21 protein-coding genes are annotated in these 16,425 nt (G+C 61.8%); all 21 read left to right on the plus strand.

Annotated elements, in window-relative coordinates; translation table 11 throughout:
- Positions 1-13 precede the first annotated feature (13 nt).
- The 21 genes from HPY44_18945 (at position 14) to HPY44_19045 (ending at position 16,401) form a co-directional block, all read left to right on the plus strand.
- On the plus strand, positions 14-3,229 hold the full coding sequence (locus tag HPY44_18945) for an AAA family ATPase (GenBank protein NSW58088.1): 3,216 nt from the start codon (positions 14-16) through the stop codon (positions 3,227-3,229).
- 357 nt (positions 3,230-3,586) lie between these two features.
- On the plus strand, positions 3,587-4,336 hold the full coding sequence (locus tag HPY44_18950; protein NSW58089.1) for a DUF1559 domain-containing protein: 750 nt from the start codon (positions 3,587-3,589) through the stop codon (positions 4,334-4,336).
- Positions 4,337-4,437: 101 nt separating this feature from the next.
- Positions 4,438-5,922, plus strand: coding sequence for a metallophosphoesterase family protein (locus HPY44_18955; protein ID NSW58090.1), 1,485 nt, complete (start codon positions 4,438-4,440; stop codon positions 5,920-5,922).
- Positions 5,923-6,227: 305 nt separating this feature from the next.
- Positions 6,228-6,536, plus strand: a complete 309-nt coding sequence (locus HPY44_18960; protein NSW58091.1) for a winged helix-turn-helix transcriptional regulator — start codon at positions 6,228-6,230, stop codon at positions 6,534-6,536.
- Between the two features lie 180 nt (positions 6,537-6,716).
- Positions 6,717-7,895, plus strand: coding sequence for a permease (locus tag HPY44_18965; GenBank protein ID NSW58092.1), 1,179 nt, complete (start codon positions 6,717-6,719; stop codon positions 7,893-7,895).
- An 18-nt stretch (positions 7,896-7,913) separates the two neighbouring features.
- Positions 7,914-8,156, plus strand: a complete 243-nt coding sequence (locus tag HPY44_18970; GenBank protein ID NSW58093.1) for a TM0996/MTH895 family glutaredoxin-like protein — start codon at positions 7,914-7,916, stop codon at positions 8,154-8,156.
- Positions 8,157-8,197: 41 nt separating this feature from the next.
- On the plus strand, positions 8,198-9,001 hold the full coding sequence (locus HPY44_18975) for a prephenate dehydrogenase/arogenate dehydrogenase family protein (protein ID NSW58094.1): 804 nt from the start codon (positions 8,198-8,200) through the stop codon (positions 8,999-9,001).
- A gap of 25 nt (positions 9,002-9,026) precedes the next feature.
- On the plus strand, positions 9,027-10,253 hold the full coding sequence (locus HPY44_18980; GenBank protein ID NSW58095.1) for a hypothetical protein: 1,227 nt from the start codon (positions 9,027-9,029) through the stop codon (positions 10,251-10,253).
- Positions 10,254-10,294: 41 nt separating this feature from the next.
- Complete coding sequence (locus HPY44_18985; protein ID NSW58096.1) at positions 10,295-10,696, plus strand: putative zinc-binding protein; 402 nt, start codon at positions 10,295-10,297, stop codon at positions 10,694-10,696.
- Between the two features lie 27 nt (positions 10,697-10,723).
- On the plus strand, positions 10,724-11,122 hold the full coding sequence (locus HPY44_18990) for a putative zinc-binding protein (protein NSW58097.1): 399 nt from the start codon (positions 10,724-10,726) through the stop codon (positions 11,120-11,122).
- On the plus strand, positions 11,119-11,505 hold the full coding sequence (locus tag HPY44_18995; protein NSW58098.1) for a heterodisulfide reductase subunit A-like protein: 387 nt from the start codon (positions 11,119-11,121) through the stop codon (positions 11,503-11,505). The genes HPY44_18990 and HPY44_18995 overlap by 4 nt, the downstream gene beginning before the upstream one ends.
- A 12-nt stretch (positions 11,506-11,517) precedes the next feature.
- A complete protein-coding gene (locus tag HPY44_19000; protein ID NSW58099.1) occupies positions 11,518-11,721 on the plus strand; it encodes a 4Fe-4S dicluster domain-containing protein in 204 nt (67 codons plus the stop codon).
- Positions 11,722-11,729: 8 nt separating this feature from the next.
- A complete protein-coding gene (locus HPY44_19005) occupies positions 11,730-12,488 on the plus strand; it encodes a DUF169 domain-containing protein (protein NSW58100.1) in 759 nt (252 codons plus the stop codon).
- The gene (locus HPY44_19010; protein NSW58101.1) at positions 12,485-12,988 is read left to right on the plus strand and encodes a thioredoxin family protein; all 504 of its coding nucleotides are present in this window, start codon (positions 12,485-12,487) and stop codon (positions 12,986-12,988) included. Before HPY44_19005 ends, HPY44_19010 begins: the two co-directional genes overlap by 4 nt.
- 4 nt (positions 12,989-12,992) lie before the next feature.
- Complete coding sequence (locus tag HPY44_19015) at positions 12,993-13,679, plus strand: cytochrome c biogenesis protein CcdA (protein ID NSW58102.1); 687 nt, start codon at positions 12,993-12,995, stop codon at positions 13,677-13,679.
- 217 nt (positions 13,680-13,896) lie between these two features.
- A complete protein-coding gene (locus tag HPY44_19020) occupies positions 13,897-14,262 on the plus strand; it encodes a copper amine oxidase N-terminal domain-containing protein (protein NSW58103.1) in 366 nt (121 codons plus the stop codon).
- 134 nt (positions 14,263-14,396) lie between these two features.
- The gene (locus tag HPY44_19025) at positions 14,397-14,585 is read left to right on the plus strand and encodes a winged helix-turn-helix transcriptional regulator (protein NSW58104.1); all 189 of its coding nucleotides are present in this window, start codon (positions 14,397-14,399) and stop codon (positions 14,583-14,585) included.
- A 107-nt stretch (positions 14,586-14,692) separates the two neighbouring features.
- Entirely contained in the window at positions 14,693-15,019 is a 327-nt protein-coding gene (locus HPY44_19030) for a hypothetical protein (GenBank protein NSW58105.1), read from the plus strand.
- A 279-nt stretch (positions 15,020-15,298) separates the two neighbouring features.
- Positions 15,299-15,655, plus strand: coding sequence for a TolC family protein (locus HPY44_19035; protein ID NSW58106.1), 357 nt, complete (start codon positions 15,299-15,301; stop codon positions 15,653-15,655).
- The gene (locus HPY44_19040) at positions 15,652-16,002 is read left to right on the plus strand and encodes a winged helix-turn-helix transcriptional regulator (GenBank protein ID NSW58107.1); all 351 of its coding nucleotides are present in this window, start codon (positions 15,652-15,654) and stop codon (positions 16,000-16,002) included. Before HPY44_19035 ends, HPY44_19040 begins: the two co-directional genes overlap by 4 nt.
- A 78-nt stretch (positions 16,003-16,080) precedes the next feature.
- A complete protein-coding gene (locus tag HPY44_19045; GenBank protein ID NSW58108.1) occupies positions 16,081-16,401 on the plus strand; it encodes a carboxymuconolactone decarboxylase family protein in 321 nt (106 codons plus the stop codon).
- Positions 16,402-16,425: the final 24 nt, after the last annotated feature.

Consider the following 16,425-nt stretch of genomic DNA (forward strand, 5'->3'; position numbering starts at 1 on the left):
GAGGGAGTATCACTTGCCACAGGAGCACCATTGCCCTGCGTGCGGTCGCGCGATTGCACCCGACGACCGCTTCTGCGGCCGCTGTGGGACCGCGGTTGCGGATAAGCCGGCGTCGGCTCCCCGGGCTGCCCGGGCTTCGCTCGGCGAGGTGTTCGCCCACCTGCGTTCCGGTGAGCAGCGGCCCGCTACCATTCTCATGACTGACGTCTCTGGGTTCAGCAGTCTCGCGGAAGGCGTGGAGCCCGAGTGGTTGTACCACCTGATCAACCAGGTGTTCGAAGAGCTGGTCGACTGCCTCGTTGCCCACGGCGCCCACATCGACAACTACGTGGGTGATGAGATCGTTGCGCTCTTCGGGGTCCCCTTCGCCCAGGAGAAATCCGCGGTGCGAGCCATCCTCGCCGCCCTGTCCATGCGGGAACGCCTGGACCGCCTGAACCGGGCAGGACGGTTCGGGAACGTGCCTCTGGGCATCCACACCGGGATCAATGCGGGGCCCGTGATGGTCGGTCCCGTGGGGCACCGCGAACACGCCGACTACACCGTGATCGGCGACACGGTGAACGTGGCCAAGCGGCTGGAGAGTGAGGCCCCGGTGGGGGAGGTGTACGTCAGCAGGGCAGTGCGTGACGCCGCGGCAACTGAGATCGATTTCGAGTCGGTCGGCAGTGTGTCGCTACGGGGACGCCGGGAGCCTGTGGAAGTCTTCCGGGTGCTTGGGGCGCGGCGAAGGTCGAAGGCTTCACTGAGCAGCGAGGCGTCACCTGCCCGGGCGACAGTCCCTCGGGAACGAGAACTGGCCGAGTTGTCGCGACTGTCGGAGGAGGCCAGCTCAGGCAACGTGCGGGTCGCCTGCGTGACAGGCCCGCCCGGCATCGGCAAGTCGGCGCTGGTGGCTCACTGGCTGCAGAGCAACGCGCTCTCGGATTTCCGGATCCTCTCCGCCTTCTGCCACGCTTGCGGTCAGCAGTTCCCGCTACTTCCCTTGGCAGACATACTCTCCCAAGTCACCGGGCTCCGCGTGGAAAACTGGCCGCCCCAGGTGGTGGGGGACTTTGGGGCGGGGTTGGCCGCTCTGGGGCTGGCGGAATCTCACCGCCGATCGTTGTGCGGTGCGCTCAGCCACTTCTCTGTCCGCCCTCATCAATATGAGGCCTCGGATGCCCAGGGGCTGGGTGAGAGTCTGGCTGCGCTGATTGGGAGAATCACCGCTTCCGGCCCGGTTTGCCTGGTGCTGGAGGACATTCACTGGTGCGACGAGGGCACACAACAGGTGCTGGTTGAGGCGCTGGCCAGTTACTCGCGCTGGCCCCTGCTGGTTTTGCTGACCGCGCGCCCTCCACTGCCCGACTGGATGATGGCGGCGCTGCCTGTCACACTCGTGGACGTGCGACCACTTGCGCGGCGGGCGATGGAACAGTTGGTGGCGTCCTGGGCATCGCCGCAGATTCTCCCAGCTACAACAGTGCGGGCAATCTGCGACCGGGCGGACGGCCATCCGTATTTCGCGCGCGAACTGGTGCGGGCGTTGCGTGAGCGCGCCACACCTTCTGCCGGATCAGACGGGGGACTGCCGGACACACTTCAGGAGCTGTTCCTCTCCAGGCTTGACAGCCTGCCGCTGCCCCTGCGCCAGACCGTTCAGGCTGCCTCGGTGGTCGGGGAACCTTTCTCGGCGTCCTTATTGGCCTCCTGTCTGGAGGGCGACGTGCCTGTCTCCGATGGCATCCTGTGGCAGGCCGCTCAAGCCGGCCTGCTAAGGCCGGGTAGCGGGGCTGGACAGTATGTCTTCGGCCCGCGCCTTCTGTTTGATGCTGCGTACGCCACGATCCCTCCTTCACGCCGGCGCGACCTGCACGCGAGGATCGCGACTCATCTGGCTGGGCAGCTGAGCACTATGGGCGCATCTGCAGTGCATGCGGCAGCACACCATGCTTATCTGGGCTATGGAGACGAGCGTGCCCTGGACCTGCTGATGCGTTCCGCCGAGCAGTACCGGGCGCAGTACGCAAACCGCCATGCGATCCAGGCGGCCGGCAGAGCGCTGGAGATAATCGTTTCTCTACCCGATCCCGCGACCCGACTTGTGCAGCGACTGGAAGCGTTGTTGTTGCTTGCTCAATCGCACCAGGTTGTCGGGGAGTTGGGTGCGGCAGAAGGGGCACTTGCAGAGGCTGAGGTTCTCGCTGAGGACTGCACGGATTGCGAGATCAATGGGCGCATCGCGCTGGCATCGGCGACACTGCAGTGGATGCAAGGCGACCTGAGCAAGGCGAGCGCAGGCTTCGCGCGGGCGCATCAGATGTGGGAGGCACTGGGTAACGCGACCCGCGCCGCCCAGGCGTTGGTTGGCGGCGGATTGTGCGCCGGGCAGTCAGGTGACCGGGAAGGCGCGCTGGCGCTGTTCGAGCGCGCGGCCGCCGACCCGCGCGTGGAACCCTGGGTACACGCGGCTGCGGTCAATAACGCGGGCATCATGTTGCTTGAGGACGGACGGTACGAGGAAGCGGAGCCCTACCTTAGCGCTGGGCTTGACGCGAACGAGCGGGATGACGATCGGCGGGGGCGCGCGCAGTCGAAGACGAGCCTGGGCGAACTCAACTACCGGCGGGGCCGCCTCGACGTTGCTCGAGAATTGCTGGAGCAGGCCGTCGCAGAAGCCGGCGAGATCGAGGATGCATCGTGTCTGCCCCTGGCGACGGCATACCTGGCGCGGGTGCTGTCCGCCTCGGGTGGCGCGTCTGTGGCACGGTCTTTGCTGGCAGCAATCGCCCGGGATGTCGAAGTGCTCCAGCCCGACGTGGAAGCCCCCTTGCGGGTGGCAGAACTCGAGGCCACGCTCCCCTGCGCCGTGGTCGCAGCGGACCAGGCCGCCCGCGCCCAGGCGCGCGGCCTGCGAGCTCTTAGCAATTGGCCCGCCTGCCCTGGCCAGGTCAGCGCCGTCTGCCAGAATGCCTACGTGGAGATCCTGTGCGTGGGCGTTGAAGGAGCCCTGCTCTCCGGACACCGCACCACCGGCCCGTGGTTCGACAGGCTGCGCGATCATGCAGACTCCGCCGTGGATGTCCATCTCCGCAGGTATGCGGAATGGCTCCTGAGCCTTGCTGACCAGGGCCAGGAAGTTCCGCCTTTCGCGGACCAGCCGCAGTCTGACAGCGTTTCCGCGACCGATCCCGGAACCATCTTCAATGTCCGGGCTCGGCGCCTGCGCGAGGCGCTGGGCCGGTGACGGGGACCTCCCCAGGCTTGACCGAGCGTTGAAGCTCCGTGCGCTGCGTGACAACTCCTCATCAGGGCCCACGGAGCTACCCCCTCAGGGCTTGGTTTGGGGGACAACCTACCGTTCTCCGAACAAGGCTAGCTCCCTGCGTTCTCACCAGAACTCACGCCCCAGCATTCGACTTTCTTTCGGATTCAACAGCAGGAGAACTTGCCCGCGACGTCGTATCTCATAATCGAATGGCATGGTATTCCGTCATCTCTGCGCGGAAGACGTCCCTTGCTTCCCTCTGCTTGATGCCAGGCGCTGGCCTGTCATTTGGAGTTGGAGCCCTGTGGGCTTCGCAATCTCTGGAGGAGGACGACCATGCAAAGACGCGGATTCACGCTCATCGAGTTGTTGGTCGTGATTGCGATCATCGCAATCCTGGCGGCGATTTTGTTCCCCGTGTTCGCCCGGGCCCGGGAGAAGGCCCGGCAAGCAAGTTGTCTGTCCAACCTCAAGCAGATCGGCCTTGCGTTCATGATGTACGCTCAGGACTATGACGAGTGCTGGGGTTTCACAACCTGGTATGACTGCTACGACGCTTCCAACAACTGGCGACCGGGCGCGATGGGCTGGGCAATCTCCCTGCAGCCGTACATCAAGAACCGGCAGATGCTAGTCTGCCCAAGCGACGCGGAGAAGGCGTGCTTTTCCAAGCCGGGTGGCAACCAGGGCTACTTCCCCATGCTCCAGGCTGCGGGCTACAACCCCGCATCCGACACTCAGCCCGACCTTGCCGCCGCCTTCCCGCTGAGCTACGCCGCCAACGTGTACCTGGGCTGGAGCCAGAACGCCAACTCGATGGCTCAGATCCAGAACCCGGCAAGGTGCTTCCTTGTTTCGGAGCTGGGCAAGGGCAGTTACGCATACTCAGTGTGGTACATGTACCCTGGGTACGGGACGCCGACCCGATGGGAAGCGGGGGCCCGGCATAATGAAGGCCGCAACTACGCCTTCTGCGACGGGCATGCCAAGTGGACCAAGGAGCTCTGCGCGGCGGGTACGGCGGCCGGCACGGTTCTGACGACCTATCAGAACGCAGGTGTTTACACCTACCCGTCAACTCCATAGAGCAATCTTGTTACTACTTCAGGGCGGTGCCGGCGAGCGAAACGGCCGCACCGCCCTTTCTCTCGGTGGCACTCTCCCGTGTCACCGCATGGAGGCGAGCCATGCTCCGCGCGTTCCGGTATTGCCCCCAATTCGTGCTTTCAGTCCTCGTGGTCGCGCTCTTTTCGGCAGCCGACGCCGCCATTGTAGTCCAGCCTTACCTGCAGAACCCGACCGAGACCACCATGGACATTCTTTGGTGGACTGACACGGAATGCGCTGACAACCGAGTGGAGTATGGTGACGGCTGGCAATCCCGGGTTGACGTCACACCCGTTTTCGTGCCGACGATGGGGCGCTACCTGTGCCAGGCGACAATCACCGGCCTTGCCCCCGGGACACCATACCCCTACCGGGTGATCTCGGGCGAGGAGACCAGCGGTGAGTACACTTTCGCCACCTCGCCTTCTGCCGACCAGGCAGCAGTGCACGGGGTGCACATTGGCATACTGGGGGACGGGAGGACGGATAACGAGGCCGTCCGCCGGCGACACCGCCAGATCGCGCACCTCGCTCGAAGTCGCGGTGCCGACTTGCTTTTCGAGATCGGTGACATGGTCTACGACGGATCTCGGGCACACTGGGACTTCCTGATGCAGCGGGTCCTGACTACGAGCGACCCCGAGAACGCAGACTGCCCAACGGCGAGCTTCGTGCCCTACTTGATGGCAGTGGGAAACCATGAAATCTACGGTGGGGAGGGAGGCTACGCGAAGGGCGGACTGGCCGATACCATGCCGCGGTATCAGGCTATCGTAAGCAATCCCGACAACGAGACCACGGATCCTCGTTGGGCGGAGCGATACTACAGCCTGAAGTATGGGCCGATTACGTTCATCGTGCTGGATGCGAACAACACCAGTGCCGACGAACTGGACAATCACCGTGATATCCCCGATGGGTTCAGCCCCGACTGGGAGCCAGGCAGCGAGCAGTACCTATGGATGCTTGAGCGCCTGGAGCAAGCGCGGTCGGAGTCTGCGTTCACCATCGTCATGTCGCACCCCGCGTCCTACAGCCGAGGGGTTCACGGGACCAGTGACAATCCTGGCACCGACTACCAGACGGGTTACGAATTGCGTACACTGGACCCGGTATTCCGGCAGTACGGGGTTGATGCGGTAATCCAATCACACGACCATCTGGTGGAGCACTGCGTCACAGGACCTCCCGGCTGGTGGAGACAGAAGGGGGCGTTCGAGCCGGAACATCCCCAGCACTCCGCCTGGCTGGACGATCCCGCAAACCTGAACTACCTGGTGATCGGCAATTCAGGTGAGGCCAGCCGCGGGGCGCACCCCAACTGGGCTGACTGGATGGATATCCATCGCGATGACCCTGAGGCACCAGTCGGAACATTCTACTCACGGTTCTTCTACCCGTGGGTGGGATTGAGCCAGATGGCCAGCTACCTTGACCTGCGCGTGATCAAGCGCGGAGCGACCTGGGAAGCCACTTTCTCAATAGTGCGCCGGGACGACGATACAGGCGAAGTGGCTGAGTTCAATGAGTTCATTCTGACCCGTCGCGACCCCGTCGGGGGCTGAGAATCTCGAAAAGAGCGGAGCCGGATCGCCCGCGCCCGGTTTGGTAGGTGGCAGACACTTTCACGACGACCTGGAAAAAACCCGTGACCGCAGTCACTCACGCCCTATGCTCCACCAGCGCTTAGCCCTGCCGGCGCTACCCACCCCCTGGGCGCTGCCAACCTCCCTGCCCGCTGAAACCCATGAATGTTGCTTGCTCACCGATCCTCACTGGCAACTATTGCCGCCACGGAAAGCACCGGCGAAAAATCTTTCCTATGATGCTTGACAACGCTATAATATATGGTTATATTGCCAAGTAGACTATGAAAACTGTTAACGACGCCGACTACAAACGACGTGCCCAGGTTCTGAAAGCGCTCGGCCACCCCAGTCGCCTCGCCATGGTTGAGTCTCTGTTGCAGGGGGAGAAATGCGTCTGCGAACTGCAGGAGTTGGTCGGTTCGGATATGTCCACCGTCTCCAAGCACCTGTCGGTTCTGCGGAACGCAAATCTCGTGGCCGATCGCAAGGAAGGCCTCAAGGTGTATTACAGCCTGCGGATGCCGTGCGTCGCACGGTTTTTCGAATGCGTTGACGAAGTCCTCGGGAGCAAATCCGGATTCCCGAGCTGATCCGGCGACGCGGAATGCTCGCCGAGAAGGTCCTTCATATTTGCCTGTTATGCCAAACAACCACCTGCGCTGATGCCGAATGGCCTCGGCGGCCCCGGGCGAGCGGGATCGGTCTGCTCGGATACCCGGCAGATAGCTGCAGCTCCAAACACACTCGACAAGTAATCGTGGTGATCTCTGTTGTCCGATCGAGCGAAGTTCCTCGTTATCCTTGCCGTCTTCCTCGTCTGTTACTTCATTCCGCTGCAGCACCCTCGCGTTCAGAGCGCCATCTGGGACATGTTCCTGATGCTCCAGGACTACGCCCAGAAACACGTGCTCTTCTGCCTGGTGCCCGCGTTCTTCATCGCAGGCGCGATTGCCGTCTTCATCAGCCAGGCGTCAGTTCTCAAGTACTTCGGCCCCAAGGCCAATAAGGTGTTGTCGTACGGCGTCGCCTCCGTCTCGGGCACGGTGCTTGCAGTCTGCTCGTGCACGGTCTTGCCCCTGTTCGCGGGCCTGTACACGCGGGGAGCGGGTATTGGTCCGGCCACCGCCTTCCTGTACTCCGGCCCGGCGATCAACGTCCTTGCCATCATCCTCACCGCCAGGATTCTCGGCTTCGAGATGGGCATCGCCCGCGCAGTCGGTGCGGTCGTCTTTTCCATCGTGGTCGGTCTGTCGATGCACTTCCTGTTCCGCAAGGATGAGGAGAAGCGCGCCGCTGAGACCGAAGCCGCTTTCGGAGACATGGATGACGATGAGGTGCGGCCCCTTTGGCAGACGGCGGCGTATGTGGCCACAATGGTCTTCATCCTCATCTTCGCGGCGTGGGCGAAGCCTGCAGAGCAATCGGGCTTCTGGTGGGAAGTGTACAAAATACACTGGTTCATCGTGCTGCCGCTCCTGGCAATCCTGGGCCTCATGCTCTGGCGCTGGTTCTCCCGCGAGGAGATCAGCGAGTGGACCAGTGCCACCTGGGGTTTCGCCGCCCAGATCATGCCCCTGCTATTCGTGGGCGTGCTCGCCGCGGGCCTGCTTTTGGGCATGCCGGGCAGCGACAACGGGCTGATCCCCAACGAATGGGTGGCGAAGTTGGTGGGTGGAAACTCCCTGCGGGCCAATTTCTTCGCATCCATCGTGGCGGCATTCATGTATTTCGCGACCCTCACCGAAGTTCCCATTCTCCAGGGCTTGATGGGCAGCGGCATGGGCAAGGGCCCGGCACTGGCGCTTCTTCTGGCCGGCCCTGCGCTCTCATTGCCCAACATGCTGGTGATCCGCAGCGTCCTGGGAACGAAGAAGACATTAGCGTTTGTTACAATTATCGTCGTCTTGGCGACACTGACTGGAATGATTTACGGAGCCATCGCGGCATAGCCTGAAGGAGGCCTGACAATGACGATCCAGATTCTGGGCACGGGCTGCCCGAAGTGCAAGAAACTTGCCGAGAACACCGAGGCCGCTTTGAAATTGGCAGGTGTGGAAGCGCAGATCGAGAAGGTCACCAGTGTGGCCGAAATCGCGAAGTTTGGCGCGATGTTCACCCCTGCGCTGGCAATCGATGGAAAGCTCAAGGTCGCGGGGAAGGTATTGCCGCCGGAAAAGATAGCTGAGCTAATCAAGTCCAGCGAGACCTGAGAATGCGCGCGGAGAGCGTGCCAGAAAGAGAGGCTCCGATCATGTCACAGCTTGCCGACTTACGCATCGCCTGCGTGGGTAGTGGAATCATGGGAGGGTTGCTCGTCAAGCAGCTGGTGGGCGCCGGTGCCGTGCCAGCATCGAATGTCGTCTGCTCGGACAAGGACGAGGACAAGCTGGCGGCGCTGGCGGGGTCCCTTGGCGTCAGAACGACGTCCGACAATGCGGAGGCGGCCGCACTTGCGGACGTGGTCATCGTCGCCGTTCCGCCCCCAGCGGTACTGCCCGTGCTGGCCGAGGTCGCGCCGGCACTGGGTGCGGGTAAGCTCGTCATCTCCGTGGCGGCCGGGGTCACTCTGGCTGCGATGGAGCGCGCGGTCCCCGAAGGCGTACACCTGGCACGGGTTATGCCGAACACCCCCTCGCTGGTCGGCGAGGGCATGAACACCTTCGTTTGTGCGCCCGGAATGCCACAGGACCTGCGCATGGTGCTGGACGCTATGCTCGAGATCTGGGGCGAGAGCCTGGAGATCGACGAAGGTCTGCTCAATGCGTTCTGCGCGCTTCTGGCTGTGGGCCCGACCTATCTTTTCCCAATGGCGGGCCAGTTGATCGAGTCGGCGCAAGCGGCCGGGATCTCCGCGTCGGACGCCCGTGTCTGCACAGCGCAGCTTTTCGTCGGCGTCGGCGCCTTGCTTCGGGACACAGATGCCGATGTGGATGCTCTGCTCAATATGATCAGCATGCAGCCGATGGACGCAGCCGCTGTGCGAAAGCTTGTCGGCGACGCATACTGCGCGGTCAGCGGCAAGCTTGCCGACGTGCAGTCCAAGCTGTCGGGCTAGCTAACCACACGAAGGAGAATACCACATGCGCAAGACCGCAGTGAGTGCTTTGCTGTGCGCGGTAGTGCTGTTCGGCTCCGGGGCAAGCGGCGTCCTGGGCGCAGACGCGCCGGCCAAGCAGGCGCTTCCCCGGCTAATTGACCTCGGGGCCGGGGAATGCATCCCCTGCAAGAAGATGGCTCCGATCCTCGAGGCGCTGAAGACTGATTTCGCAGGACAGTTCGACGTGGAGTTCATTGATGTCTGGAAGACCCCCACTGCGGGGGAGAAGTACGATATTCGCCTCATCCCTACGCAGATCTTCTTCAGCCCAGAGGGCAAGGAACTGTTCCGCCACGAGGGCTTTTTCTCCCGCGAAGACATCCTCGCCAAGTGGCGTGACCTGGGCTTCACTTTCGCCGATGGAGCGAAGACAATCAGCCGCTGGACGCCGGCTGTTGCGGACACCCGCGCGCCGCAGGACATCTGCTACATGTGCGACGGGGACATTGATCCGCGTCTGAAGGTGACGGTGAGCACGCAGAAGGGTGACGTCAACCTGTCAGGCATGCACCATTTCTTCGTGATGATCTCATGCCTCACATCAGACGTCGCGTCCACGGAAGGCAGCGCGAAAGTCGCGGACTGGGCTACCGGCGAAATGGTTCCGGTTCAATCAGCGGTGTATCTGTATACACTCGATGAGACTACCGGCCGGCCCATCGTGAAAGCCTTCGCGCAGCGCGAAGCGGCGGCCGCACAAAGGAACGCTGAGGGCGGCAGCATCATCGGCTACGATGTTCTCAAGAGCAAGGAGTTGGCTAGCCGCTGTGGGTTTTGCGACCGCGCGGTCTATCCTGAAGACGCTGCTTTGGTGAAGGTCGGTGGGGTCTATACATGGGGCTGCTGTTCGCATTGCGCCGTGGGCGTGGCCGCGCGGACCGGCGCCGACATTGAGGTGCATGCGAAAGACCCCGTCACCGGTGAGCCGATCGTGGTCCGGACGCTCAACGGGAGCGTGGAATCGATTGAGCCTCCGACGGCTGTGGCATGGTACGGCCAGCTCACCAAGCCCGATGGTAGCCATGTGTCAGCCGGGTGCTTCCACCAGGGGTTCTTCGTGTCACCCGAGAGCCTGCAGAAGTGGTTGGACGCCAATCCGCGCGAGACGGGCGAGATGATCACCATTCACAAGGCTCTGGCGGACAAAATGGCCCTATCGCCACAACAGATCCAGAAAGCCTGCAAGATCGGGGAATGTGCCCCGAAGTAGGGGTAGGCGCGACGCCCCAGGACAGCGAGGAGATAACCGAGATGGCTGATTGCTGCAGCAAACCCACTAATGCGGTGAGTGATTGTGCCTGCTCTGGCGACAATGTGCTCATTTTCGCCTGCAGCGGCGGGTCGAATGTCGGTCAACTGACAAACGAAGCTGCGAAGAAGCTGGACCAGGAGGGCTTGGGTAAGTTCTACTGTTTGGCCGGTATTGGTGGAGACATCGAGGCGATGAAAGTGAACGCCGCGGGAGCCGACAAGATCATCGCCCTCGACGGTTGCGGTGTTGCCTGCGCGAAGATGACCCTGGAGCGTGCGGGACTGCCTATCTCCTGTTATCTGGTAGTGACTGACGAGGGGATTGAGAAAGGGCATCATTTCGAGATGTCTTGCGAGCAGTTGGACGCGATCTGCGGCCGCGTCCGGGATATCCTCCCCTGATGCTGCGGGTGGAGAGAGGTGAGGGCGGTGAGCAAGCAGTGTCTCTGTGAACCAGCGGAAGTGCTGATCGTGCCATGTGGCGGAGCGTCGAACTGTGGCCAGGCCACCAGTGAAGCGGCAGTTCAGCTCACGCGGGAGGGTGTGGGGGAGATCTTCTGCCTGGCCGGCCTGGCAGCCCACATCCCCGAAATGATTGAGACTGCCCGGCAAGCGCGACGCGTCTGTGTTGTGGACGGCTGTAGCCTGCAATGCGCGCGAAAGACTGTGGAACACGCGGGCATCACGGTCACGGATCATTTGGACCTCTCGCGCGAAGACGTCCCCAAGGCTCGCGATTTTCAGAGGGTGCAGCAGAACGTGTTGTTCACGGTCAAGCTGATGAAGCAGATGCTCAAAGAGGAGCCGAAGGGAGTTGATGAGAGATGAGCGTTGACCGGGGCAAGCGAGGCCTGCTGCTGTGCGTCTGCCAGGGTACCTGCCCTTCTTTCCACCAGATGAACGTCTTCGAGGTGCTCAACGCATTGCGGCGGGAAAAGCTCATTGACTGGGTGGGCATACACCCGCAACTCTGTGCGGATGACGGCGACACCTACCTGAAAGATCTGCTCCGCGGTGTGGATGATCTTGAGCAGTTATACGTGGCTGGTTGCGATCCAACGATGCAGAAGAAGATGTACCGTTTCGCCTTCGACGAGGCAGGCTTCGATCCGGCCAAACACAAGGGCGTGGACATCCGCAATATGACCACCGACCAGGCCATAGCCGCGATCAAGCAGCTGATCGCCGAGACCGAGGCCCAGGATGCTTGAGGAGGACGGTCAATGGCCGCGAACTGGTTCCCCACGATCGACGACGAGAAGTGTGTCCAATGCCTTCAGTGCGTCAACTTCTGCCCCCACGGGGTCTACGAAGAGCGTGACGGCTCGCCGGTTGTGGTCAAGCCGGAGGCGTGCGTAGAGTTCTGCCGAGGGTGTCAGAAGATATGTGATGCCCATGCCATTTTCTTCCCGGGAGATGTGCGTTGATTTCGAATCTGCGAGAAGCTGCCGGTACTCTGAAGAGCGTCCTTGGTCTGACATCGGAGCCTGTCGCCGTCAAGTTTCTGACTGATGCGCAGCAGGTAAGTGGCTATGAAGCCCTGCCGAACCGGCGCTATTGCCAGATGATCATGCAGGCGCGGCGAGGGCAGAAGGTCATCCTGACAGCCGAAAACATCGCCTGTCCGGCGGCCGCGGCAGCATTCGGGTTCAAGCCGCTCCCACCCAAACTCGCCTCGGGCGAGATGCTGGCCGCCTTCGGCATCTTCGGCAGCCCAGAGGCAGGGAAGGCGACCGTCGACTCAATGCGACGCCTGAAACAGGGCGAGTATGCGGCTGTGGCTCTCAGTCCGCTGGAGAAAGCCGATTACGAGCCGGACGTGGTTGTGGTCGAGGCTGCCATCGAGCAGCTCATGTGGATCGCCTTGGCCGCCCGCTACGAAACAGGGGGGAGGGCCGAGTTCACGACGGCCATTCTCCAGGCCACCTGCGAGGACACCACCGTATTGCCCTTCCTCACCGGTGAACTCAACGCAACCCTGGGCTGCTATGGATGTCGGGAAGCGACAGATATGGGGTCGGAGGAGACGGTCATCGGCTTCCCCGGTGGGCTGCTGGATGCTGTGGTTCGTGGCCTGCACGAACTTGGGCGAAAGGCGCTTCCGCGGGTTCGCGCAAAAGGCGCTTACCAGCGTCTGGCAGGCTGTGTCGTTGGAGACACCAATGAAACAACAAGGAGCGCGTCGTCCACATGAAGGGTACGCAAGTCGTAGCGTTGATTGTGGTGCTGATCGTGATTGCCGGAGTGGTTGTCGCAAAGAGCAGACGCGGAGAGCAGCCAAGCGGCCCGCCTGTCCCCGTGGAGAGCGTCGCTGCTCCGGATGCGGCGCCGCCGGCCGAGACAGAAGCCGCCGACACCGCCCCCGCCGACGAGACTGATACGGCAGCAGAAGCGAGCGCCGACACCGGTGAACAGTTGCCCAAACTGCTCGAACTGGGCTCGGTCGGCTGTAAGCCCTGCGAATACATGGCGCCGATCATTGATTCGCTCGAGAAAGAACTTGCCGGCAAGGTGTTCGTGAAATTCTACGACGTCAATGAGAACTCGGCCATCGCTGAGCAGTACCAGATCATGACTATTCCCACACAGATCTTCCTCGATGCCGAGGGCAAAGAGCTGTTCCGCCACATTGGCGTTTTCGAGAAAGAGGAGATCCTGGCGAAGCTCAAAGAACTCGGGATGCTGAAGGAGTGACCCAATGGACGGTCTCATGCAGACGCTGGAACAGGCCATGAAGGAGTCTTCATGGCTGGTGGTCCCCCTTGTATTCCTGGGGGGGGCAGCCACCGGGATGAACCCGTGCGTATACCCCACGATCCCCGTGATCATCGGCTTCATCTCGGGACAGCAGACACATACAAAGGCCCGTGGCCTGGCGCTGGCGCTGACTTTTGTGCTGGGGCTTGCCATCACCTATGTGGTCCTCGGTGTCACGGTGGGGTTCATCGGTGATGTCCTCGGCCTGTCGCGCACCGGGTGGATGTACATCGTCGCTGCGATCTGCATTGTCGTCGGCTTGAACATGGCGGGGCTGCTGCCCATCAACTTCTCCACCTGGGCCCCCGGACAGTCGAAATGGTCGGAGATGAGCGGTTTCGCCGGGGCCCTGGTTCTCGGAATGCTCTTTGGCCTGGTGGCCAGCCCCTGCGCGATGCCGATCCTCACCCTGATCCTTGCACTCATCGCCTCGAAGGGCGAGGTCGCTTACGGATCGGTGCTCATGTTCGCTTACGCCGTGGGCCACGGTCTGCCGCTCATTATCATCGGCACGGTTGCCGGCGCACTCACCAGCCTGGAGCGTTTCACCGGCTACTCCGTCATCATCCAACGCGTGGGCGGATGGCTGCTCATCGTGGTCGGAGCGTACTTTATCTGGACCGCCTGAGCCTTGATCTCGGGCGAATCACGAGAGGCCGATCCGCTTGGGTTCCTGGAAGCTGCTGTTGCTCATTGCCCTGCTGTTCTGTCTTGTCTCCGGGTTATTCGACCCGGCCGAAACGCGAGACGATGATGCAAGCTGTGGTTGTGCTTTCACACCAGGTACACTCACCCAGCCGGGGCGTCATCCCGGCGAAACTATTCACTATGTGAGGTAAAGACCCATGACACGAGTGCTGCTCACGCTGTTGATCCTTGTTGTTTCCGTCACTGTTTTCGCCGCCGATGTTCCCGTGAAGGTGTATGTTGACGGCAAGCTTCAAACCTACAGCCCTCCGGCCATACTGCGCGGAGGGTCAGTCTACGTTCCCCTGCGCGCGGGAGCGAAATCACTGGGTATCGATGTGAAGTGGATCGCGGCCAGCCAGACTGCTCAGATCTGCACGGATATTGGCTGCACGCTCATCCCGAAGAGCGATGGCATCATCGTCAATGGCAGCCTGCTTCTGCCGCTGCGGAAGATGGGCGAGGCCACCGGCGCGAAAGTCAGCTGGGACCCAGCAGAAAAGGCCGTGCGGATCAATAAGTGAGCGTTGCCTGCCGCACGCGCGGGTAGACGCCGCAAATGATCGACCTTGCTCAAGGTCACTGCGCGAGTTGGACTCGAAGGGGCTGAAGCAATACGCAGCCGGAATCCGTCGCGCGGTACAGGCACGCGGCTCGCATCCTCAAAGGGCTTGCGAACGAGACACGGCTGGCGATCCTTAACTGCCTCGCTGATGGCGAGTGCTGTGTGAGCGAACTGGCCGAACGTCTCGGTGTCGATCAGCACAGCATCTCCAGCCATCTGGCCGTACTTCGCGCGCAGGGGATTGTGAGCCAACGGCGAGATGGCATGCGTATGCGATATTGAGCGAATACCCCCTGCGCGCTCAGATTTTGCGACTGCATGGAACATGTGTGCGACAGGGGCCGAGGCCTGGCCCCTTCGAGTGACGCACGCCCCAACGGAGGCATCGATTGGGTACCGTTACTGGAACGATTCAAGCTGGCGTTTGCGGGTTCGTTACGAGCGTGACGGCCACGTCCGAAGACCAACAGCATGTGTGCTTTGAGGTGGACAGCACCTGCAGCACCATCAAGGCCCTGGCTGGCACACTGCCCGATGTGGACACGTATGCCGAAATCGGGGCAGGCTTCGATGGAGAGCTGTGGTCAGCGATCCGATCCTGGCTGAAGGGATGCTGCAGCGGGTGCGTCGTTCCTTCCGGGCTGTTCAAAGCCATGCAGATAGCCGCAGGGGTCGCCCTGCCCGTGGCTGCCGGAATGGAGTTCACCAAAGAGTGAAGGATGGCGATGTTGCTGGGCGCTCAGCCGCATAGGCCTGATATCTGCGGACAGAGTGTATTATCCAGGGACACAAGACGCATCACGAACTTGGACAAATATGACCTGATGCGCTTCTAACAAAGAGAAGGCCTGAGCGATGACGAAAGTGTTGATCGCGGTGGGCGCATGCCTGATCCTGTCTATTGCCGCAATGGCCGATCCCCAGGTTCAATTCCCAATCACCACAAATGACAACAGTGTTGACCAAGTAGGCGTTCGGATCAGGACCCGCCGGCCGTGGAAGACCCGCCAGGCACGCTGAGCGCCGAACTGTCTCCGGCCCCGTTGCCCGACGAACTGCTGCCGCGAGCCTACGCTGAGCGCCCTGAAATGCTGGCGGCGGAAGCCCAGATCGCGCGTTACGACGCCAAACAGCATCAAGCGGCTGCCGGTCTTCAACCGGAGGTGCGGGCCATCGCAAGTTACTACCTGGAGGGCACATCACTCTCCCTGAACTACGCCAACTGGTATCTCGGAGTGCGAGCGTCCCTTCCGCTGCGCGATTCCGTCGCTCCGGAGAGCCCAACGCACCCTGGACGCCGCGCCCAAGGGTTGACAATACCGCGTCATTGGTTTATCGTAGAATTACGATGAAACAGACCAACACACCGAATCCGCTCGAGTGTTGCAACCCCATCGATGGTGCAACGGATGCGCCTCAGTGGCCCAATCGGGACGATGAACTGGCGGCGCTTGCCAAGGCCCTGGCCCATCCAGCCCGCGTGCGAATTGTGCGCTACCTGCTGGCTCAGGAGGAAGGGAGCTGCATCTGCGGGGATATTTGTGAACAGGTTCCTCTCGCCCAATCAACAGTATCGCAACACTTGAAGGTGCTCAAGCGTGCGGGCCTGATCCACGGGCGCGTTGACGGACCTCGGGTCTGCTACTGCGTTGATCGCTCTCGGCTTGTAAGGATGCGGGAACTTCTGGGGGGGCTGTGATCCGGTTTTGCCCTCATTCATCGTAATTCTACGAAAGACGAAGAGATGCACCACACGAACAGTCCCCATCAGGCCCCAATGTTCACAGCGCAGGTCGCTGAGCTCGTCTTTGTCGGGGCGTCAATCGGCGCCAACTGCGAACTGTGCCTGCGGTGGCACCACAAGCACGCCAGGGAACTCGGAGTGTCCGATAGGGACATGGCGAGCGCGGTCTCCGTCGCCCAGATGGTGAAGGAGATGCCTGCCAGGCGCGTGCTCGCCCTTGCGGATCGCCTGGGAATAAGCGACGACCCGGGTGACGATGTTTCGCCATGTTGTGTCAATAGCGATGCACCGTGTTGCTGTGCGGACGATGACGAAGACGGGCTGTGCTGCGGCGATGAGACGGACGGTGCCTGACCCGCAGATGCCAATGGATCATCT

This window comes from Armatimonadota bacterium (assembly GCA_013314775.1).
Classification (GTDB): domain Bacteria; phylum Armatimonadota; class Zipacnadia; order Zipacnadales; family JABUFB01; genus JABUFB01.